We start from the raw sequence: 22,978 nt of genomic DNA, 5'->3' as shown, positions 1-22,978 counted from the left end.
GCTTTTTTATTTTTCATAATTAAATTGTGGGAAGTCGTCACCTTCATGAAGTGTAACAGATAAATTATGTCCATCGAAGAACCATTCATCATCGCCTTCAATAAAGAAGTTAATACCTTCTTCTTGAATTTGAACAGCAGGGTGTGCAGGATCATCTTTACGAATACCTAAAGAAAGTCCTTTTTGCACAGTACTGCAACCACCGTATTGTACGAAAAAGCGTAGTGTTTCATTTGATTGTAAGTTTAATTCATTTTTATACCATTGTGCTGCTTCTTTTGTTACGGAAAGATTCATGTATAGTTCCTCCAAGTTATGTTGCTTTTTCTTTAGTATAAAAAATAACGCAAAAAGACGCTATTAATATGCTTCACGTTTTCTTTTTGCGTTATGTGGGTTACGATCTTATTTTTGCTTTTTTGAAAAGTTTGCTTTTGGTTCAGTTTTATTTATAATTCGTCCGATATTTGCACGGTGTTTATAAATAACCATACCTGCTAATAAACACATCGCAATAATGAAGATTTTATCCCCGCTAACAATGGATGCAATAACAGCAACAACTGCTGTTACCATAGAAGAAAGTGATACGTATCTTGTTGTAAATAAAAGGGTGAAAAATACAACAGCCAATATTGCAAAAACAACTGGTGAATAGCATAATAGCACCCCAGCAGAAGTTGCAACTGCTTTACCACCACGGAATTTCGCGAAGATCGGGTAGACATGTCCAAGAACAGCCGCTAACCCGAACCATAGTGGGTGAATATCTAATCCGAAAATCATTGGTAGACTTGTTGCTAATGTCCCTTTTAAAATGTCAGCAATTGTAACGGTAAAACCTGCTTTTTTCCCTAATGTACGGAATGTGTTTGTTCCGCCTAGATTACCGCTCCCGTGCTCACGAATATCGATTCCGTAGCCAATTTTTCCAACAACTAGTGCAAATGGAATCGAGCCAAGCAAGTAGGCAACGATAAATAAAAGATATGTAGTAACCATAAGTTCAGTCTCCTTTATTCAAATGTGTTGATAAAGGGTAAAAAGAGTTTTTCCCGTATATTGTACCATACATTTGTAAAGAGCACATTTCTTTTTTGTAAATGAAAAATTCATTATTTCGTGAAAAAAATTTCACAGTAATGTTACATTTCTCACAGAAACAGCAAGACTATATGTAGTAACATTTTAATCAAAAGACAACAACATATTGGTGGAGGGTTATAAATGTTACAAAATAATACACGTGGAGAAGAATTAATGAAAGTGTTCGAGACGATAGTCCACGGCAATGAACAAGATTTAATGCAAGAAAATGCAAACGTAGACGGCCGCTCTCCAATGGGTGTAATGGGAACATTCGCATCTGAGAGTGCAAAATATTATGCTGTTGAGAATTTATTGTCAGATCAAGTGAAAAAAGCGATAAATGAAAATATATTATATCCACATGATTTAGATTTTTATGCGACAGGAACGACGACTTGTTCGCAAATTCCGTTAGCGCAAATGCTTGCTAACGGTTTTCATACTGGACATGGACATATGAGACAACCACAAGACATTAAAAGTGCATTGGCTCTTTCGTCTATTATTTTTCAAGCGAATCAAAATATGCAGCATGGCGGTCAATCGTTTGCACTCTTTGATATTGATTTAGCACCTTATGTACGAAAAACAATTGAGAGACATAAAAAACGATTACAATCATATCCGCTTACGAAAGAACAAATAGAAGAATTTGCATGGAAAGAAACGGAAAATGATACGTATCAAGCGTGTGAGGCTTTCGTTCATAATTCGAATAGTATGCATAGTAGGGGCGGAGGACAAGTACCGTTTATTTCTATTAATTACGGAACAGATACATCAAAAGAAGGAAGAATGTTAATTAAACAACTATTAAAAGCAACACAAGCTGGACTTGGTAAAGGAGAGACACCAATTTTTCCGATTCAAATTTTCAAGATGAAAAAAGGTGTGAATTTTGAAGAAAGTGATCCGAATTACGATTTATTTGAATTAGCATTAGAGACAACTGCAGAGCGATTATTCCCTAACTTTTCATTTTTAGATGCTCCGTTTAATGCAGTGCATTATGATGGAAGACCAGAAAGTGAAGTATGTTACATGGGATGTCGTACCCGTGTTATGTCTAATATACATGGAGAAGAAACCGCGATTGGTAGAGGGAATTTATCATTTACGTCTATCAACTTAGTGAAATTAGCGTTAATTAGTGGTTCAAAAGAAGCATTTTTTGAAGCGCTAAACTACTATTTAGATTTAGGAATTAAGCAGTTATTAGAAAGATTTGCGTATCAATGTACGAAGCGAGCAAGAGATTTTCAGTTTTTATATTCACAAGGTGTATGGCGTGGTGGAGAAGCATTGCAGCCTGAAGACTCCGTAGCTTCGATTTTAAAACAAGGGACGTTAAGTGTTGGTTTTATCGGTCTTGCGGAATGTTTAGTAGCTTTAACAGGAAAGCATCATGGGGAAGATGAAGAATCATGGAAACTTGGGTACGAAATTATTTCCTTTATGAGAGATAGAATGGATAAAGCGACAGAAGAACATCAACTAAATTTCTCGATAATTGCAACTCCAGCAGAAGGATTATCAGGAAAGTTTGTGAAAAAAGATAGAGAAGAATTTGGCGTGATTAGCGGTATAACGAACCATAATTACTATACGAATTCATTCCATATTCCAGTTTATTATAACATTCAAGCGATAAATAAAATCCGTTTAGAAGGCCCGTTCCATGCTCTCTGTAATGGAGGACACATTACGTATATTGAACTGGACGGAGCAGCGATGCATAACAAAAAGGCATTAAAACAAATTATACAAGCCATGGCAGAACATGGCGTTGGATACGGTTCAATTAATCATCCTGTTGACCGTTGTAAGTGCTGTAGTTATCACGGGGTTATTGGAAATGAATGTCCAAGTTGCGGGAATGAAGATGAGGCTAATATAGAAAGAATTCGCCGTATAACAGGCTATCTTGTAGGAGATATGTCGAAGTGGAATAGTGCGAAACGTAGTGAAGAGATAGATCGGGTGAAACATAAATGAAAGTGATGAATATTATTCATGATAGTGTAGTAGATGGAGAAGGATTGCGGACAGTCGTGTTTTTTGCGGGCTGTCCGCATCGTTGTGTCGGTTGCCATAATCCGAAATCGTGGAATATTTGCAACGGAACGGAAATGACAGTAGAAGAAATTGTGAAAGAGATTGCAAGTAATCCATTAACTGATGTAACATTTTCAGGTGGAGATCCATTTTTTCAAGCTGCTGAAGTGAAAAAGGTAGCAAAAATCGTGAAAGATTTGAAAAAAAACCTATGGATGTATACAGGTTATACGTTAGAAGAGATACAGAGTTCCCAAAATAATGATATGATAGAGTTGTTACATTATGGGGATGTTTTAGTCGATGGAAGGTTTGAAATTGAGAAAAAAGATTTAACACTTCCATTTCGCGGAAGCTCCAATCAACGTATTATTCGATTGAAAGAGTAAAAAGGCGGGATAGATTATATGAATAAAACAGTATTGCTTGTTGAAGACGAAAGAAGATTACGTGAAATTGTTAGTGATTATTTTCGTAATGAAGGCTTTGAAGTAATCAAAGCAGAAGATGGAAAGAAAGCGTTAGAGTTATTTGCAGAGCATGAAATTGATTTAATTATGTTAGATATTATGTTACCGGAAATAGATGGATGGTCTGTTTGTAGACGAATTAGAAAAGAATCAGCAGTACCAATTATTATGTTGACAGCACGTTCGGATGAGGATGATACATTGCTAGGTTTCGAATTAGGTGCAGACGAGTATGTAACGAAACCATTTAGTCCGAAAGTGTTAGTAGCTCGTGCAAAGACGTTATTGAAACGTGCGGATGGCGCGGTAGGAGTAGCGGAAGAAAATGCTATGTCTTTAGCTGGAATTGAAGTGAATCGTCTATCTAGAACTGTTTTAGTAGATGGAGAAGAAATTATATTGACACATAAAGAATTTGAACTTCTCGTTTATTTAATGGAGAACAAAGGAATCGTATTATCACGTCAACATTTATTAGACCAGTTATGGGGATATGACTATTACGGTGATGACCGAACGGTTGATACCCATATTAAAAAACTTCGAAATAAGTTAGGAGATAAAGCGAAGCATATCGGTACTGTTATTCGAGTTGGTTATAAATTTGAAGAATAATCTAGAACAATTTGTGTAATTTAGCCTAGGAAAATGGCAATTTTATACTCTCTTTTGAAGGTAGAATGTACAAAAAATACTTTTCTTGTCTACAATGTTAGATAGGAGTATTTTTTTAATTGGATTTCACGATGAGTTCACAAGAAGGACACAAAACGTGACTATACTGAAAATACGAATTCACCAGAGAGGGGAAATAAAACATGGGATATTACGACGGACCAAATTTAAATGAAGAGCATAGTGAAACGAGAGAAGTGAGAAAATCAGGTAGTAAAAAAGGCTATTTCTTCACAGGTTTAGTGGGAGCTGTAGTCGGAGCGGTTTCGATTAGTTTTGCAGCACCATATATGCCATGGGCTCAAAATAATGGAGCACCAGTATCATCATTTAGTTCGGATTCAAAAGTAGAAGGTACTGTAGTTCCTGTTGTAAATAAAGCGAAAAATGAAACTGATTTACCTGGTATGATTGAAGGAGCGAAAGATGTTGTTGTAGGCGTTATTAATATGCAACAAAGCGTTGATCCATTTGCAATGCAACCGACAGGTCAAGAACAACAAGCTGGTTCAGGATCAGGTGTTATTTATAAAAAAGCAGGAAATAAAGCATATATTGTAACAAACAACCACGTAGTAGATGGAGCGAATAAACTTGCTGTAAAGCTAAGTGATGGTAAAAAGGTAGATGCAAAGTTAGTAGGGAAAGATCCTTGGTTAGACTTAGCTGTTGTTGAAATTGATGGGGCTAATGTAAATAAAGTTGCAACTTTAGGTGACTCAAGTAAACTTCGTGCGGGTGAAAAAGCGATTGCAATCGGTAACCCACTTGGATTTGACGGAAGTGTAACGGAAGGTATAATCAGTAGTAAAGAACGCGAAATCCCAGTTGATATTGATGGGGATAAACGCCCAGATTGGCAAGCACAAGTTATTCAAACAGATGCAGCGATTAATCCTGGTAACAGTGGTGGTGCATTATTTAACCAAAACGGTGAAATAATTGGGATTAATTCAAGTAAAATTGCACAACAAGAAGTTGAAGGAATTGGATTTGCTATTCCAATTAATATCGCAAAGCCAGTTATTGAATCACTTGAAAAAGACGGAGTAGTAAAACGTCCAGCTCTTGGAGTAGGTGTCGTTTCGTTAGAAGATGTGCAAGCTTATGCAGTCAATCAATTGAAAGTACCGAAAGAAGTAACTAATGGTGTTGTATTAGGTAAAATTTACCCAATATCACCGGCAGAAAAAGCTGGTTTAGAGCAATATGATATTGTCGTAGCATTAGATGATCAAAAAGTAGAAAATTCACTTCAATTCCGTAAATATTTATATGAAAAGAAAAAAGTAGGCGAGAAAGTAGAAGTCACATTCTACCGTAACGGTCAAAAAATGACGAAAACAGCTACTTTAGCAGATAATTCAGCTACAAAGAATCAATAATCGAAATAAAAGAAAGTCTCTTTCATATTGAAAGAGACTTTCTTTATCGGCTATACTAAAGGAATAGGAGGGATTAATTATGACAATTGAAAACCCAACTCGTACGGAAATTGGTGAAGTGTTAAAGAAAAGCAAAACAATTGCGGTTGTTGGATTATCAGATAAGCCAGAACGTACATCGTATATGGTTTCAAAAGCAATGCAAGATGCTGGATACCGCATTATTCCAGTTAATCCAACAGTAAATGAGGTGCTTGGAGAAAAGGCAGTTTCTTCACTAAAGGATATTAAGGAACACGTTGACATTGTAAATGTATTTCGTCGCTCAGAGTTTTTAATGGATGTTGCAAAAGAATTTGTCGAGATTGATGCAGATGTTTTTTGGGCACAATTAGGAGTACAAGATGAAGATACATATAAACTTTTAAAAGAAAAAGACTATACTGTAATAATGGATCGTTGTATTAAAGTAGAACATGCGATGACAAAATAGTATAGACTTAAAGTTAGAAAGATTGATTCAGCCCTCATTATAGATAAGTAGGGCCGATGAACGAGGTGTTCATCATGAGATTTTTTAAAGGCTGTTTTTGGGGATTGTTATTTGTAATCCCATTTTGGATTTTGATCATTTGGATCATAATAAAGGTTTGGAATGTGTAATCTTGGAATACATATCCATTTCTCGTTGACAAACGATTATTTTTCTGAAATAGTAGCCTAGAGGAATCCTTGTGAGAAAACAAGGATTTTTCTATTGAAAATGGTATATAAAAGAGATAAGATAACTTGCCAAAACTATAGTCGAGGCGTTATTCTATAATAGAAACATATGTTCTGATTTTGGATTAGGAAAGGGGCAAGGAGTTTGGCGAAGCATCAGTTCCAATATAATGAAGATGCGATTCAAGTGTTAGAAGGACTTGAAGCTGTTCGAAAACGCCCGGGTATGTATATCGGGAGTACGGATAGCCGTGGATTGCATCATTTAGTATATGAAATAGTAGATAACTCCGTTGACGAGGCGTTAGCGGGATTTGGCGACGAAATTTCTGTCGTAATACATAAAGATAATAGTATTAGCGTTATAGATAAAGGGCGAGGAATGCCTACGGGAATGCATAAACTTGGGAAACCTACACCTGAAGTTATTTTAACTGTACTTCATGCAGGTGGTAAGTTTGGTCAAGGTGGCTATAAAACGAGTGGTGGTTTACACGGTGTTGGGGCATCAGTTGTAAACGCCTTGTCAGAATGGTTAGTAGTAACAATTAAACGTGATGGTAACATTTATGAACAACGCTTTGAAAATGGTGGCGTTCCTGCAACAACGTTAGAGAAAATCGGGAAAACAAAAGAGTCTGGTACAACAATGCATTTCAAACCAGATACAACGATTTTTAGTACGACAAATTACAATTATGAAACATTATGTGAGAGATTACGTGAATCTGCATTCTTATTAAAAGGAATGAAAATCTCAATAAAAGACGAACGTAATGATTTAGAAGATATATTTCATTATGAAACAGGAATTGAAGCTTTCGTTTCATATTTAAACGAAGAAAAAGATTCAATTCACCCGGTTGTATATTTCACTGGTGAACAAAACGGGATTGAAGCAGAACTAGCATTCCAGTTTAATGATGGTTACTCAGAAAATATTCTTTCGTTTGTAAATAACGTACGTACAAAAGATGGTGGAACACACGAAGCTGGATTTAAAACAGCAATGACGCGTGTGTTCAATGAGTATGCTCGTAAAGTTTCATTATTAAAAGAAAAAGATAAAAATTTAGAAGGTACAGATATTCGTGAAGGTGTAGCGGCTATCGTTTCTGTACGTGTACCAGAAGAAGTACTGCAGTTTGAAGGACAAACGAAAGGGAAACTTGGTACAAGTGAAGCTCGTTCTTCTATTGATGCCATTGTATCAGAGCATCTAGCTTACTTTTTAGAGGAAAACCCGGATGTAGCTACACTTCTTGTGAGAAAGGCAGTTAAAGCAGCGCAAGCACGTGAGGCTGCTCGTAAAGCGAGAGAAGAAGCACGTAGTGGTAAGAAAAAGAAAAAATCAGAAGGTACTTTAAGCGGGAAGTTAACACCTGCACAATCACGTAACCCTCAGAAAAACGAATTGTATTTAGTAGAGGGTGACTCGGCTGGCGGTTCAGCAAAGCAAGGGCGAGATCGTCGTTTTCAGGCGGTACTACCATTGCGTGGTAAAGTAATTAATACGGAGAAAGCAAAGCTTGCTGATATTTTTAAGAATGAAGAGATTAATACAATTATTTATGCAATTGGCGGCGGTGTAGGAAATGAATTCGCTGTTGAAGATATTAACTACGATAAAGTTGTTATTATGACCGATGCAGATACGGATGGAGCTCATATTCAAGTATTGTTATTAACGTTCTTCTACAGATATATGAAGCCACTTATCGAAGCCGGTAAAGTGTTTATCGCACTTCCTCCTTTATACAAGGTAAGTAAAGGGAAAGGTAAGAGTGAGGTAATTGAATACGCTTGGTCAGATGAGGAATTAGACGGTGTAACGAAAAAAGTTGGCAAAGGCTATATGTTACAACGTTATAAAGGACTTGGTGAAATGAATGCGGATCAATTATGGGAAACAACAATGAATCCTGAAACGCGTACATTAATTCGCGTGAAAATTGATGATGCAGCAAGAGCAGAGCGTCGCGTTACAACATTAATGGGCGATAAAGTAGAACCGCGCCGTAAATGGATTGAACGTAATGTACAGTTTGGTATGCAAGAAGAAGGAAATATTTTAGAAAATGAAATGATTATGGAGACGGAGGTGGAATAACATGCAAGCAGAGAAGTTTCATGACCTCCCGCTTGAAGACGTGTTAGGTGACCGCTTTGCACGTTATAGTAAATATATTATTCAAGATCGTGCACTTCCAGATGCACGTGATGGCTTAAAGCCAGTACAAAGACGTATTTTATATTCTATGTATGTAGAAGGTAATGTACATGATAAAGCGTTTCGTAAATCAGCTAAAACAGTAGGTAATGTTATTGGTAATTATCATCCACATGGAGATTCCTCTGTATATGAAGCAATGGTTCGCTTAAGCCAAACTTGGAAAGTACGTAATGTTTTAGTTGAAATGCATGGTAATAACGGTAGTGTTGATGGGGACCCAGCGGCAGCGATGCGTTATACGGAAGCTCGTTTATCACCAATCGCATCTGAATTATTACGTGATCTTGATAAAGAAACAGTTGAATTCGTGTCAAACTTTGATGATACGAGTGAAGAACCGGTTGTATTACCAGCAGCGTTCCCGAATTTATTAGTAAACGGATCTACAGGAATTTCCGCTGGTTATGCAACAGAAATTCCTCCGCATCATCTTGGAGAAGTTATTGACGCTACAATGATGCGTATTGATAAGCCAAATAGTACTGTTGATGATTTATTAACAGTTATGAAAGGACCAGATTTCCCAACAGGCGGTATTATTCAAGGGATTGATGGTATTAAAAAGGCGTATGAAACAGGAAAAGGTAAAATTATTATTCGCGGAAAAGCAGAAATTGAAACAGTGCGCGGTGGGAAACAACAAATTGTAATCACTGAAATTCCTTACGAAGTGAATAAGGCAAACCTTGTAAAGAAAATGGATGAATTACGTCTAGATAAAAAGTTAGATGGCATTGCTGAAGTACGTGATGAGACGGATCGTACTGGTTTACGAATCGTTGTTGAATTAAAGAAAGAAGTAAACGCCGAAGGTATTTTAAATTATTTATATAAAAATACAGATTTACAAATTCCATATAACTTTAATATGGTAGCGATCAATAATCGCCGTCCAACACTTATGACATTACCGAAAATTTTGGATGCTTATATTGGACATCAAAAAGAGGTTATTACGAGACGTTCACAATATGAATTAAGAAAAGCAGAAAATCGTCAACATATTGTAGAAGGTTTAAAGAAGGCATTATCGATTTTAGACCAAGTAATCGAGACAATTCGAGCTTCAAAAGATAAACGTAATGCGAAAGATAATTTAAGTGCAAAATTTGGCTTTACAGAAGCACAAGCAGAAGCAATTGTATCCTTGCAATTATATCGCTTAACGAATACAGACATTACGGCGTTACAAGAAGAAGCAGATGAGCTTAATAAGAAAATTCTAGAGCTACAGTCAATTTTACAAAGTGAAAAAAGATTACTTCAAGTCATTAAAACTGATTTGAAGAGAGTTAAGAAAACATATAGTGATGATCGCCGTGCTATTATTGAAGAACAAATTGAAGAAATTAAAATAGACGTAGAAGTGATGATTCCACAAGAAGATGTCATCGTTACTGTAACGAAAGAAGGATATGTGAAACGTACTGGATGGCGCTCACATAATGCATCAAACGGCAAAGACTTCGGTATGAAAGAGGGTGACATCTTACTTGAACGATTCGATACGAATACGACTGAAACAGTTCTTTTATTCACAAGTAAAGGGAACTATATATATCTTCCAGTATACGAAATGCCAGATATTCGTTGGAAAGATTTAGGTCAGCACGTTGCAAATATCGTTTCACTCGACCGAGATGAAACGATCATTTGGGTAACGGTTGTACCGAACTTTGAGGAAGAAAAACGATTTATCGTATTTGTAACACGAAATGGTATGATAAAGAAAACAGAATTAAATCAATATAAAGTTCAGCGTTATTCAAGGGCATTCGTTGCTGTAAACTTGAAAAAAGGTGATGAAGTTGTCGATATATTTGCGACAGATGGAACGAGTGATATCGTTCTTGCTACACATGGTGCATATGCACTTATTTTCCATGAAGATGAAGTAAGTCCAGTCGGTGTAAGAGCTGCTGGTGTGAAAGCAATTAATTTAAAAGAAGATGACTATGTCGCTTCTGGTAAACCGTTAAATGGTGACAAAGATCAACTTATTCTCGTAACGCAGCGCGGTGCTGTAAAACGTCTAAAAGCATCAGAAATTGAGAAATCAACGAGGGCGAAACGAGGTCTTGTTATTTTCAAAGAGTTAAAACGTAATCCATACCGCATTGTCGGTATTGAAATTGTTCGGGACGATGAATTAGTTTATATGAAGACAGAGAAAAATATTGTAGAAGAGATTGATCCGAAAGCGTATCGAAATAAAGACCGGTATAGTAATGGTAGCCTAGTGCTAGATGTTAATGATACTGGTGAAGTAGTAGAAACGTGGACGAAAAAACGACCGGAGTAAAGTGAAACTATAATCAGTGGGGATTTTGTTCATCCCCACTGATTATTAGTTGAACCAATCGGACTTTAACGGGCAGTTGGTCTCCCATCTAACTCCTTCGCGGTCGGGAGCCTTACTGCCCGTTCAATCGGGTTAAAAAAAGCATCTTGCTATGAATAGTAGCAAGATGCTTTTTTCTAGGCAATTTATTATGTAAATAATAATAATCTTGTTATAATAACTGGATGAAATCGTTCTCATAAAGCGAAACTTTAATCAATGGGGATTTTCTTTATCCCCACTGATTATTAGTTGAACCAATCGGGCTTTAACGAGCAGTTGACTCCTCACCTAATTTCTTAGCTTTCGCTGGATTTTGAGTTAGGAATCTTACTGCCCGTTAAAGCTGGACAAATGGAGGGGCAACATGAAAAAAATAGGTGTAGGGATTGTAGGATTTGGTTTTTCTAGTACGACATTTCATATCCCACTATTACAAACAATAGAAGAATATGATATTCGTGCTGTATTATCCTCAAAAGAAGAGGTAGTAAAAGAAACATTACCAAACGCTAATGTTGTTAGTACAATTGATGAATTGGTGAAGCGAGCTGATGTTGACTTAGTTGTTATTACATCACCTAATACAACTCATTTTCCATATGTAAAAGAAGCAATTTTAAACGGTAAGCATGTTGTTGTAGAAAAACCATTTGTTGTTTCAATTGAAGAAGGGGAAGAGCTTATTTCATTAGCAGAGCAGCATAATGTAATGTTAAGCGTATATCATAATCGTCGTTTTGATAATGATTTCTTAACAATTAAGAAATTGTTAGGAGAAAACAGAGTAGGGAATGTATACGCATATGAATCAAATTTTGATCGTTTCCGTCCACATGTGCGTGATCGATGGAGAGAAAAAAATCTACCAGGTTCCGGTATATTATACGATTTAGGATCGCATTTAATTGACCAAGCGTTATCAATATTTGGGAAACCAGATGCGATAAGTGCAGATGTAATAAAACAACGACCAGGTGCAGAGGTGGATGATTATTTCCACATAGTACTGCATTACGGAGCTAAACGTGTCATTTTACGTAGTAGCAGTTATGTGAAAAAAGCTGGACCGCATTTTATAGTGCATGGAGAGAAAGGTTCTATCGTGAAGTACGGTATGGATTCGCAGGAAGAGCAATTAAAAAATGGAATGAAGCCAGGTGATAATGGTTATGGAGTAGATGATGAAGAGAATTTTGCTACTTTAGAAACAGAAGAAAGCTTAGAGCACATTCCAACAGAAGTCGGTTGTTATGACAATTATTATAAAGGTGTACGAGATAGTATATTAAATGGTGAGAAACTACCTGTAACAGCAAAAGAAGGCTTAGATGTTATTAAACTGATTCAATTAGCGATTGAAAGCAGTGAAAAGGGTAGAGTCATTTCTATAAAATAAAAAAGACACGAAATTCGTGTCTTTTTTATTAGGAATATGTGAATATGATTAATTATTTAGTTTAGTCGTTTATCATACATTAATTGGATTTGTATGCCATAAGGATCTTCAATAATACCATATGCTTCACTAAATATATTTTTTTCTAGGGGAGAGATTATTTTCACATGCTTATCGGAAATTAAATTATTATAAAACCTTTGTATTTCTTCTAAATTAGCGCTTTGAATGCAAAGTGACATGTTATTTCCAACGTTATAACGTTCATTAGGCTTCATTGTATCTTCTGCTATCATTAGCTTTGTATTCCCAATTTGTAAAACAGAGTGAGCAATATGATCTTTATTTTCACTTTTAATTTTAAAAGAACTATCTTTTTTCGCCAGTTCTTCATACGTAACAACCATTAACTTTTTGGCTTCTAAATGACGTGTATAAAAGTTAATTGCCTCCTTTGCTTGCCCATTCATTGAAAGAAAAATAGCTATTTCTAATGTCATAAATATATAACTCCTTTATTAGTTGATAATTATAATATAGATTAAAAGGGTTTCAATACATGACACCTTTTTGGGAGGGAAATATGAAAAAAACGGAACGAATAAATGATATGCTTATTTTCTTAAATAATAAAAGATATTTTAATTTAAAAGATTTAATGGTTAGATATGATATTTCTAAAAGTACCGCTTTGCGAGATATTCAATCATTGGAAGAAATAGGTGTACCCATATATTCTGAATTGGGTAGAAATGGAAGTTATAAAATTATAGAAAATAGTGTTTTATCGCCAATTTATTTTAGTGTGGATGAAATGTATGCCTTATATTTTTCAATTCTTACGCTAAATGGATACAAGACAAAACCATTTAATGTAGAAAGTATTGCGCTTGAAAATAAATTTAAACATGTATTACCTGATAATGCGAGTAAAAATATTTCAATTATGGAACGAACGCTTTCCTTTGAAGTAACAAATCATAGTAATTTTAGTCCGTTCTTAAAAGAAATTTTACAGGGGATTTTTGCTGAGCGAGTTTATCATTTAACATATTTAAAAAAAGGTGAGGAGAAAGCATTGGTTGCCCAATTTATTCGAATAGAATCTAAATTTGGCCAGTGGTATGCTAAAATCTTTAATTTTGAGACGAATAATGTTCAAATAATTAGATGTGATAAAATTCTTTCTATTGTGGAAACGAGCAATATTAATCCAAAAAATCTTGAAGAATTATTAAGTTATCTTACTACTTTTCACAGAAAGCCGGATGCAATTAATTTTAGCGTCATTGTTAATCAAAAAGGAAAAGACATTTTTGATAAAGAGAATTACCCTTCCATGAGGATGCAAAAGGAAAATGAAAATTACATTATAACAGGCTATTTTAACAAGCAAGAATTTGATTTTATTTCAAATTATTTTCTGAATTTCGGTGAAACGATTATTTCAATTCAGCCTGTTATGCTAAAAGAGTTAATCTATAATAAGGTGTTATCTATAAAGAAGCATTTAACTTCTTTAAGATAAAGTTAGTTTTAGACATTTTTTGATATGAAAAAGCCCTTGCGATTTAAATATCCAAAGGGCTTTTTGGTAATTCTATTTGTTCTTTAGAAAAATTATTTTTCTGGGACGGAGAGTCCATAAAAGAACATCGTAACGATATCTTGTATATGTTTTTCACGATCTCCTTCAAGAAGTTGTGCTCCAAATTCATCACCTAATTTTGTAAACATTTGAATGTAAAGTAACATCATTTCTTTAGTAAGGTGAGGATTAATTTCGTTTTTGCGCTGCGCTCGTTCTAATATTTCTAAATACCAGGGCAGGATTTTTTCATTTTGATAACTATAAATAAACTTCCGGAGTTCTTCGTCCCTTTGCATCATTTGTAGTAACATATCAGGTTGAAATAACCCGCCAGTATTCATTTTTCTTACAATCATTTTTTGCATCATATCATGAAAAGGTAATTTTTCTTCTGCAAGCTCTTTATAATATTGAAATTCAGATATGATAAATTCTTGTATAAGCTCCCTAAATAACGCATCTTTACTTCCGAAATGATTATAAATTGTAACTTGAGAAACGTTCGCTTCTTTTGCGATATGTTCTATTTTCACTTCATTAAATCCACGTTCTGAAAATAATACGAATGCTGCTTCTTTAATGGCACGTTTTTTCTTTTCTTTTACTCTTTCAAATCCGTTCAATGCAATCACCTCACTTAAAATATACAAGAAAAAATAATGGAAAACAATAATTTTGAAATATGGACTAATAAATATTTCAAAAAGTTGTTGCGAATATGAAAGATGAGGAGTACAATGATTTTGAAATATCACATATTAAATATTTCAAAAAATGAGGTGGAATTATGATTTCAGTTCAGGATGTCACAAAACAGTTTTCGAATGGAAAAGGTTTGTTTCATATTACATTTGATGTAAAAGAGGGAGAAGTATTTGGTTATTTAGGACCGAATGGTGCCGGGAAATCAACGACGATTCGTAATTTAATGGGATTTATAAAACCGACAGCTGGTAAAGCGACAATTTTTGGATTAGATTGTTGGAATGAAGCAGCGAAAATTCAAAGGGAAGTTGGTTATCTACCGGGTGAAATTTCTTTTATTGAAGGAATGAACGGATTAGAGTTTTTAAAATTAATGCAAGGAATGCGTGGATTAAAGGATACGACAAGACGAGATGAACTGATAGATCGTCTGCAATTTGATGTGAAAACACCGATTCGCAAAATGTCTAAAGGAATGAAGCAAAAAGTGGGGATAGTTGCTGCATTTATGCACGATCCAGAGGTGTTAATTTTAGATGAACCAACATCTGGACTTGATCCACTTATGCAGCAAGTATTTATAGAATTAATATTAGAGGAAAAGCAAAGAGGAAAAACAATCCTAATGTCATCACATATTTTCACTGAAATTGAGCGTACGTGTGATCGAGTAGCGATTATTAAAGATGGTCGACTCGTAACGGTTGAAAATATTCACGATTTACAAAGTATGAGACGACAGGTAATAGATGTAACCGTATCATCGCAAGAAGAGATTGAATCTCTTACAAAGTGTAATTTGCAATTTGAAGTGGTAAAAGGTAGAGAGGCATCTATCATTGTACAAGGAAACTATCAAACTGTTTTACAAACAATTTCAAACTATAATGTAACGGCACTTCAAACGAGAGCGATGGATTTAGAACATTTATTTATGCATTATTACGATAAGAAAGAAGGGGTAACGCATGAATAAGCAATTATTTTTAGCTAGTTTGAAAGAAACACAAAAAAATATTTTGAGTTATGCGTTTGGTGCGGCTTTATATTTGTGGTTATTAATTTGGATATTCCCGTCAATGGTATCAGCGAAAGGGCTAAATGAACTAATAGCTGCCATGCCTGATAGTGTGAAAAAAATCGTTGGTATGGAAAGTCCGATTCAAAACGTAATGGATTTTTTAGCTGGTGAATACTATAGTCTATTGTTTATTATCATTTTAACAATTTTTTGTGTAACAGTTGCAACACATTTAATTGCTCGTCATGTAGATAAAGGAGCAATGGCATACTTGTTAGCAACACCTGTATCTAGAGTGGAAATTGCTATTACACAAGCTGCTGTTCTCATATTGGGACTTCTGATTATTGTATCTGTTACGTATGTAGCTGGGTTAGTAGGTGCAGAATGGTTTTTACAAGATAATAACTTAAATAAAGAATTATTTTTGAAGATAAATGTAGTCGGAGGGCTCATATTTTTAGTCGTTAGTGCGTATTCATTTTTCTTTTCTTGTATATGTAATGACGAAAGAAAGGCACTAAGTTATTCAGCGAGTTTAACTATCTTATTTTTCGTATTGGATATGGTAGGTAAATTAAGTGATAAGTTAGAGTGGATGAGAAGTCTATCATTATTCACGCTGTTTCATCCGAAAGAAATTGCTGAAGGAACGTATAATATATGGCCGGTAAGTATAGGTTTAACTGCTGGAGCACTTTGTATTTTCATAGTAGCAATTGTAGTTTTTAAGAAGAGGGATTTACCGTTGTAAAGTAGAAAGTCCACTGAGAAAGTGGGCTTTTTTTATTTGTAAATTAAATCTAGTATGTTTATTACATAACACTTATAAAGGATATTTGTCTTTTTATTTACAAAAATATTCAAAAAAATGAACCTTTTCCTAGGTTCCTACGTCTAATACATGTAAAGTTAAATTTGAAGTGAGGATGAAACAGGAGGAGCAATTGTGAAAGTAATCCCTTTATATAAAATGATTATAAAAGAAGAAACCGATGTTTCTTTAGCGAAAAAAGGCGATCATGAAGCCTTTATAACGCTTATACATACAGAAAAAGTGAAGATGTATCGAATAGCAAAGGCGATGTTACGTGATGAGACAAATATAGAGGACGCGATACAGACAACAATTTTAAAAGCTTATGAAAATATAAAAAAACTAAAAAAAGAAGAGTTTTTTCAAACTTGGTTAATTCGAATTTTAATGAATGAGTGTAACAATATTATTAGAGCGTATAAAAATGTAATTGTGACAGAAGAGAATGATTACAATATGAGTGCGTGTGATCAGTATGAAGATATAGATTTGTATAATGCGATTCAATCGTTACATGAAGAATTAAGAGCTGTTACGGTGCTTTATTACTATGAAGATATGAATCAAGATAGTATTGCGAAGCTGTTAGAAATACCGAAAGGAACAGTGAAATCAAGATTATCGCGTGCGAGGGAACAACTACAAAAACGATTAAAGATGGAATAGGGGGTGTAAAGGGTGGATAGTGAAAAATTATTTGATGAGAAATTAAAAAAGAGAATAAAAAATGAAAATGTTATAGTACCTCCAGAGTTAAATGAGAAGATTAATGGTACACTACATAATCTTCAGGTAAAAAAGAAGAGTTACAAAATCCATATGATGATAATTAGTGCAGCGGTTTGTATACTTTCAGTGGTATCTATGTCTGAGTTTTCTATACAAAGTTTCGCGCAAAACGGTGGAGTATTTGAATATGTAAAGAAAAAAGCGTTTTCTGATTATGAAAATGAAGAAGAAATAAAATCAAATGTACATTATCCAGATAAAGAAAAGATTCATCAAAAGATGCTAGATTCTATTGATTATTTTAAAAATAGTTCAGGACAATTTGAGGAATATTCTAGCTCATCAAGAATTGCTACAACATATAAGTATGCAATTGATACGGAAAAACAAAGAGGTATCTCTTCGAAAGAAGATAAACTAGCGAAAAAACGAACAATTATATATAACGAGGGCAAGAAAAAAGAGTTTGATGATGAGAAGTATACCTATAAAGAGACAAAATGGAACCCGAAAGAAAGAAACAATGAATTATTAAAGTTAAATCCTACGGAAAGGTTATTGAGAAAATCAGGTGAAAAAAAGCGATATGATGATGAATATGTAGGACTAGCGAAATATAGTATTCAATCAGAATTCGCAGATTTGTTAATTCGATATAAAGATTGGAATTATAAAGAAACGAAATATCTTGGATTAGATTGTTACAAAATTGAAGGAGTCATCAATATAGAGATGCCTGTTAGCACCTCTGAAGATTTAAGAGGGAAATTCGAAATGGTTGTGGAGAAAAATACAGGGATTATGTTGAAATTTCTTAGTTTTCAAGAAGGCTTGATTCAATATTCACTTACGACAGAATGGATACAAATAGATAAGGGATTGAAAGAAAGTATGTTTCAAAAGGATAGCGCTAAATATGAAAAACATATTGGATGAATAGAAACAGGAGGAGAGTAAATGGGGAATCATTCATCTTTAAGAGAAGAGAAAAATAAGCAAAAATATAAAAAGAAAACGATAATAAGTTTACTACTAGCGGTATTGCTATTTGGTGGAATTGGCTATGGAGCCTATGTATATATGAAAACTTCTAGTCTCGTACAAAAATCTAATTTGAATTTAGCACGAGGTGAAAAATCCAATTTACGTGAGAAATCTGTAAAGCCAATTGCAAATCATGTTTCACTTTTAATTATGGGAATTGATGAAAATCAAGAACGACAAAAGGAGTATAATGGTGCATTTCATACAGATGCATTATTGTTAGCGACTTTTAATAAAGACGATAAAACAGTGAAATTAACGAGCATACCGCGTGATACATATACATACGTTCCAGTTGAAAAGAAAAAAGATAAAATAACCCATGCATATGGAAGTGGTTTCGTTAAAAATGGTAAAGATGGAGGACCGCAAGCTTCTGTGGAAGCGGTAGAAAAATTGTTACAAGTGCCCGTTGATTATTTTGTGAAATTTAATTTTGGTTCCTTTACTAAAATTGTTGATGGGTTAGATGGTATTGAAGTAGATGTCCCAGTTGAATTTACGGAGCAAAATAGTAAAGATGAACCTGATGCGATTCATTTGAAAAAAGGATTGCAAAAATTAAATGGGGAAGAAGCACTTGCACTAGCAAGAACGCGCCATATTGATAGTGATGCGATGAGAGGGCAGAGGCAACAACTTGTTATTGAATCGATTTTAAGTAAATTAAAAAGTATAGGATCGATTACGAAGCTAGAAAAAATAGTTGAGGCAGTTGACGACGATTTTAAAACAAACTTAGTAATGGATGATATTTTATCTTTTTATAAATACGGTTTAAACGGTTCAGTTGAAAAAATACAACTAGCTGGTGATGATTTATATTTACCTAATGGTCCAAATGGGCAACGTGTATATTATTATAATCCTAATAAAAAAGATTTGCAGAGTTTGAGTAATACTCTTAGAACACATCTAGGGTTAAGTGAAAAGCAAATTGAGGAGAATTAAAGCAGACGTAATGTCTGCTTTTTATTGTGTATAATAGTATGTCATTTATTTTTAAATGTTATATACTATTTTCAAATTAAAGATAATAGTGTAACATAAAATTGTGGTTTAAGTTAAATAGCAAGGGGGCTATCACATAGAATAAATGTTATTGCTTAAAATAGTTTGGGAGAAATGAAAATACAGGGGAGTAGCAAAAATGAGAATTGCAAAGAATTTAACATTCCAAGTTATAGTGGCCATTATTTGTGGTATTGCAGTAGGGGCAATTTGGCCGAGTGTTGGACAACAAATGAAGCCAATTGGTGAAACATTCATCAATATGATTAAAATGGTAATTGCACCGATTATCTTTTTAACAATTGTGCTCGGTATTGCAAGTATGGGAAGTATGAAAAAGGTAGGCCGTGTTGGTGGGAAGGCACTATTATATTTTGAAATTGTTACAACAGCGGCTTTAATTATTGGTATCATCGTAGCGAATGTTGTGCGTCCCGGAGACGGATTAGATCCCTCAAAACTAAAGGGCGGAGATGTTTCGCAATATGTACAAAGCGGACAAGAAATGAAATGGATGGATTTCTTTTTACATATCGTGCCGTCTAACATGTTTGAAGCATTCGCCAAAGGTGATATTTTACAAGTTCTGTTCTTCTCCATTTTATTCGGCGCAGGGTTAACGATGTTAGGGAAAAATGGACAACCGGTTATTGACTTTTTTGAAAGATTATCGAAAGTATTTTTTAACATTTTATCAATTGTAATGAAATTAGCACCGGTTGGAGCATTCGGTGGGATGGCATTTACAATTGGGAAGTATGGTTTAAGCACGCTCATACCACTTGGCAAATTAATGATTTGTGTATATGCGACAATGGCATTATTTGTTTTTATTGTTTTAAATTTTATTTGTAAACTGTACAAATTTAGTTTGTGGAAATATTTAGCGCATATTAAAGAAGAATTACTTATTGTTCTTGGGACATCATCGTCAGAATCAGTACTGCCGCGAATGATGACAAAGATGGAAGACTTCGGGTGTTCGAAACCAGTAGTAGGTTTAGTCATTCCAACAGGTTATTCTTTTAACTTAGATGGAACAACGATTTATTTATCAATGGCAACTATATTTTTAGCTCAAGTTTTTCACGTCGATCTTTCACTAGGTCAACAATTAACTATAATAGCTATTTTGTTAGTTACATCTAAAGGAGCAGCAGCAGTAACTGGTGGAGGTTTTATTGTGCTAGCATCTACTTTATCTGCAATGAATGTTATCCCATTAGAAGGTTTAGCGCTATTACTTGGTGTAGATCGTTTCATGTCAGAAGCACGTGCTATCGTTAATTTAATTGGTAACGGTATTGCAACTGTAGTTGTTGCAAAAAGTGAAAATGAATTTGATGATGAGAAGTATACGAAAGTAATAGAGGAAATGAAAAGAGAAAAAATAGCCGGGTAAAAAGTCAGTTTTGCTGACTTTTTTTATTTTTGTAGGAAAGGAGTTTCTAAAAATATACATTATTTATTAACAAGAGCTCATAGATATTTAATGTGTAAATATGATAAATACCATTAAAGTGGTACATTTATATGAAAGAGAAATAGAATTTGAAGATCATATGGAATTTTTATGAATATTACTGTAAGAAAATAATTTTTTAAAAATTTTCAATAATAATACTTTACAAATTTTAAAAAATTAGTAGAATAAGAAGTAGTAAGAATCGTCTGATAAATATATAGAGAAAAACAGAATTATCAGAAAATTCTTGAATAGCTATCGTTTAGAATTAGGGAGGGTACAGAAAATGAAAAAGAAACAAATGAAAAAACTAACAGCAGTTGTAGCACCGGTTTTAGCAATGAGCATGGCGTTAACAGCATGTTCTACATCAGGTGGAGATAAGAAAACAAGCACAAATTCTAGCTCTGGTGGAGATAGTAAGTCAGGGGAAAAATTAGCAACGAAACAAGTGCTGAATCGAACAGTAACACAAGAAATTCCAACTATGGATTCTTCTAAATCAACTGATACAGTATCTTCACAAATGCTTGGTAATACGATGGAGGGTTTATATCGTCTTGATAAAGACAATAAGCCGATTCCAGCAGCGGCAGAATCTAGTACGAAAAGTGAAGATGGTAAAAAATATACGTTCAAACTACGTAAAGATGCAAAATGGTCAAATGGAGATCCAGTAACTGCAAAGGATTTCGTATATGCTTGGCAACGTCTGTTAGATCCAAAAACGGCTGCTGAGTATGCATTTATTGCATTCCCGATTAAAAATGCAGAAGTAGTAAATAAAGGAGAAAAACCTGTAACTGAATTAGGTGTGAAGGCGGTAGATGATCTTACACTTGAAGTTGAGTTAGAGCAAGCGGTACCGTACTTCTTAAATTTAGTAGCATTCCCATCATATTATCCATTAAACGAAAAGTTCGTTAAAGAAAAGGGCGAGAAGTTCGGTTTAGAGGCTGATACAACTGTCTATAACGGACCGTTCGTTCTTAAAGATTGGAAGCATGAACAAGGATGGCAATTAAAGAAAAATGATCAATATTGGGATAAAAAGACTGTAAAACTTGAAGAAGTTAATTTTAGTGTTGTTAAAGAGGCTGCAACTTTAGTCAATCTATATGATAGCGGTCAAGTTGACTTTGCTTTATTAAATGGAGAGTTCGTTGATAAATATAGAAGCAAGAAAGATGAATTTGGCACATATTCACAAGTGAGTACGTATTTCATTCGTATGAACCAAAAACGTGATGGACAAGACACGCCATTAAAGAGCAAAAAATTACGTGAAGCAATTGCGCTATCAATTGATAAAAAGAATTTAGCAAATGTAATTTTAAATGATGGATCAAAAGAAGCTGACTTCTTAGTACCAAAAGGATTAGCAACGGGACCAGACGGTAAAGATTTCCAAGAAACATTTAAAAACGGTTTGAAACCAAATCCTAAAAAAGCTGCTGCAGCTTGGGAAGAAGCGAAAAAAGAACTTGGAAAAGATCAAGTTACAATCGAATTCTTAAACTACGATACTGGTAATGCGAAAAAAGTTGGCGAATATATTAAAGATCAGATTGAGAAAAACTTAAAAGGTGTAACAGTTAATATTAAACTTCAACCATTTAAGCAAAAACTAAAATTAGAAACTGAACAACAATATGATATTTCGTATGGCGGATGGAATCCGGATTATGCAGATCCAATGACGTTCTTAGATATGTTTGAGACTGGACATTCACATAACCAAATGAGCTTCTCTGACCCTAAATATGACGGCATGGTGAAAAAAGCTGGGACGGAATTAATGAGTGATGCGAAAAAACGTTGGGAAGAGTTAGGAAAAGCTGAAAAAACATTACTTGAAGAAGATGTAGCGATTGTACCTTTATACCAACGTGGAGATTCTTATGTTTTACAACCAAATGTAAAAGGTGTAGTAAAACACAATATCAGTCCAGAATTCAGCTTTAAGTGGGCATATGTAACTGAAAAATAATAGAGTTGAAAAAGCATTTAAAAGTGGCTTAGCTACTTTTAAATGCTTTTTTTGTGAGCTTAAAATACTAATTTTTAGTATGGTTAAATAGAGGAGAATAAGGTGTATAGTATGTACATATAGTAGATGGGAGATAAATCCTACTAAGAAATCAGAATATTTAAAATAAAAATATTTGCAATTAGGGAAAAAAGAGTAGAATGACATTAGTTGTAATCTTCTAAAAAAAAGTCTT

At 34.3% G+C, this 22,978-nt stretch carries 20 protein-coding genes; 16 read left to right on the top strand and 4 right to left on the bottom strand.

The genetic code is table 11. The features are described 5' to 3' along the window. Positions 1-6 precede the first annotated feature (6 nt). Both NZ044_RS17735 and plsY read right to left on the bottom strand, forming a co-directional pair. A complete protein-coding gene (locus NZ044_RS17735; protein WP_001054452.1) occupies positions 7-297 on the bottom strand; it encodes a HesB/YadR/YfhF family protein in 291 nt (96 codons plus the stop codon). 108 nt (positions 298-405) lie between these two features. Next, positions 406-1,002 (bottom strand): glycerol-3-phosphate 1-O-acyltransferase PlsY, encoded by a 597-nt coding sequence (gene plsY / locus NZ044_RS17730; protein WP_000258974.1) that lies wholly within the window; start codon positions 1,000-1,002, stop codon positions 406-408. A 225-nt stretch (positions 1,003-1,227) separates the two neighbouring features. On the opposite strand from plsY, the gene NZ044_RS17725 reads away from it, so the two are divergent. The 8 genes from NZ044_RS17725 to NZ044_RS17690 all read left to right on the top strand — a co-directional run bounded on the left by NZ044_RS17725 (position 1,228) and on the right by NZ044_RS17690 (position 12,370). Next, positions 1,228-3,084, top strand: a complete 1,857-nt coding sequence (locus NZ044_RS17725; protein ID WP_000940081.1) for an anaerobic ribonucleoside triphosphate reductase — start codon at positions 1,228-1,230, stop codon at positions 3,082-3,084. Continuing rightward, the gene (gene nrdG / locus NZ044_RS17720) at positions 3,081-3,533 is read left to right on the top strand and encodes an anaerobic ribonucleoside-triphosphate reductase activating protein (protein ID WP_000867078.1); all 453 of its coding nucleotides are present in this window, start codon (positions 3,081-3,083) and stop codon (positions 3,531-3,533) included. The genes NZ044_RS17725 and nrdG overlap by 4 nt, the downstream gene beginning before the upstream one ends. 18 nt (positions 3,534-3,551) lie before the next feature. After that, the gene (locus NZ044_RS17715) at positions 3,552-4,229 is read left to right on the top strand and encodes a response regulator transcription factor (RefSeq protein WP_340949896.1); all 678 of its coding nucleotides are present in this window, start codon (positions 3,552-3,554) and stop codon (positions 4,227-4,229) included. Between the two features lie 203 nt (positions 4,230-4,432). Next, entirely contained in the window at positions 4,433-5,674 is a 1,242-nt protein-coding gene (locus tag NZ044_RS17710) for a S1C family serine protease (protein ID WP_000542642.1), read from the top strand. 79 nt (positions 5,675-5,753) lie between these two features. Beyond that, positions 5,754-6,167 carry a CoA-binding protein gene (locus NZ044_RS17705; protein ID WP_000151394.1) on the top strand — a complete coding sequence of 138 codons (414 nt, stop codon included), beginning with the start codon at positions 5,754-5,756 and terminating at the stop codon, positions 6,165-6,167. 375 nt (positions 6,168-6,542) lie between these two features. After that, positions 6,543-8,507 carry a DNA topoisomerase IV subunit B gene (gene parE, locus NZ044_RS17700; RefSeq protein ID WP_001062195.1) on the top strand — a complete coding sequence of 655 codons (1,965 nt, stop codon included), beginning with the start codon at positions 6,543-6,545 and terminating at the stop codon, positions 8,505-8,507. Between the two features lies 1 nt (position 8,508). Then, positions 8,509-10,932, top strand: a complete 2,424-nt coding sequence (parC, locus tag NZ044_RS17695; protein ID WP_001147460.1) for a DNA topoisomerase IV subunit A — start codon at positions 8,509-8,511, stop codon at positions 10,930-10,932. 406 nt (positions 10,933-11,338) lie between these two features. After that, positions 11,339-12,370: an oxidoreductase gene (locus NZ044_RS17690; RefSeq protein WP_000719767.1), complete on the top strand. Its 1,032-nt coding sequence runs from the start codon at positions 11,339-11,341 to the stop codon at positions 12,368-12,370. A 56-nt stretch (positions 12,371-12,426) separates the two neighbouring features. Here the strand turns inward: NZ044_RS17690 and NZ044_RS17685 are convergent, their stop codons facing one another. Next, entirely contained in the window at positions 12,427-12,870 is a 444-nt protein-coding gene (locus NZ044_RS17685) for a VOC family protein (RefSeq protein WP_000171339.1), read from the bottom strand. A gap of 59 nt (positions 12,871-12,929) precedes the next feature. Between NZ044_RS17685 and NZ044_RS17680 the strand changes: the two genes are divergently transcribed. Further along, positions 12,930-13,898: a helix-turn-helix transcriptional regulator gene (locus tag NZ044_RS17680; RefSeq protein WP_000187492.1), complete on the top strand. Its 969-nt coding sequence runs from the start codon at positions 12,930-12,932 to the stop codon at positions 13,896-13,898. Between the two features lie 92 nt (positions 13,899-13,990). On the opposite strand, the gene NZ044_RS17675 is transcribed toward NZ044_RS17680, so the two are convergent. Further along, entirely contained in the window at positions 13,991-14,593 is a 603-nt protein-coding gene (locus NZ044_RS17675) for a TetR/AcrR family transcriptional regulator (RefSeq protein WP_003309799.1), read from the bottom strand. Between the two features lie 155 nt (positions 14,594-14,748). Between NZ044_RS17675 and NZ044_RS17670 the strand changes: the two genes are divergently transcribed. The 7 genes from NZ044_RS17670 (at position 14,749) to NZ044_RS17640 (ending at position 22,743) form a co-directional block, all read left to right on the top strand. After that, complete coding sequence (locus NZ044_RS17670) at positions 14,749-15,642, top strand: ABC transporter ATP-binding protein (protein ID WP_000626571.1); 894 nt, start codon at positions 14,749-14,751, stop codon at positions 15,640-15,642. Further along, positions 15,635-16,441 (top strand): ABC transporter permease subunit, encoded by an 807-nt coding sequence (locus NZ044_RS17665; RefSeq protein WP_001041417.1) that lies wholly within the window; start codon positions 15,635-15,637, stop codon positions 16,439-16,441. The genes NZ044_RS17670 and NZ044_RS17665 overlap by 8 nt, the downstream gene beginning before the upstream one ends. Before the next feature lie 195 nt (positions 16,442-16,636). After that, positions 16,637-17,170, top strand: a complete 534-nt coding sequence (locus NZ044_RS17660; protein ID WP_000864724.1) for an RNA polymerase sigma factor — start codon at positions 16,637-16,639, stop codon at positions 17,168-17,170. Positions 17,171-17,182: 12 nt separating this feature from the next. Continuing rightward, complete coding sequence (locus NZ044_RS17655) at positions 17,183-18,169, top strand: hypothetical protein (RefSeq protein ID WP_000376636.1); 987 nt, start codon at positions 17,183-17,185, stop codon at positions 18,167-18,169. Between the two features lie 21 nt (positions 18,170-18,190). Continuing rightward, positions 18,191-19,228: an LCP family protein gene (locus NZ044_RS17650; RefSeq protein WP_016077386.1), complete on the top strand. Its 1,038-nt coding sequence runs from the start codon at positions 18,191-18,193 to the stop codon at positions 19,226-19,228. A gap of 199 nt (positions 19,229-19,427) precedes the next feature. After that, the gene (locus NZ044_RS17645; RefSeq protein WP_001216970.1) at positions 19,428-20,690 is read left to right on the top strand and encodes a dicarboxylate/amino acid:cation symporter; all 1,263 of its coding nucleotides are present in this window, start codon (positions 19,428-19,430) and stop codon (positions 20,688-20,690) included. Positions 20,691-21,039: 349 nt separating this feature from the next. Further along, positions 21,040-22,743, top strand: a complete 1,704-nt coding sequence (locus NZ044_RS17640; protein ID WP_016077387.1) for a peptide ABC transporter substrate-binding protein — start codon at positions 21,040-21,042, stop codon at positions 22,741-22,743. The last annotated feature ends 235 nt before the right edge of the window (positions 22,744-22,978 follow it).

The organism is Bacillus sp. FSL K6-1338 (assembly GCF_038006965.1).
Taxonomy (GTDB): Bacteria; Bacillota; Bacilli; order Bacillales; family Bacillaceae_G; genus Bacillus_A; species Bacillus_A thuringiensis_S.
The sequence above is the reverse complement of the archived record's forward strand: the minus strand, read 5'-3'. Positions and strand labels throughout refer to the sequence as shown.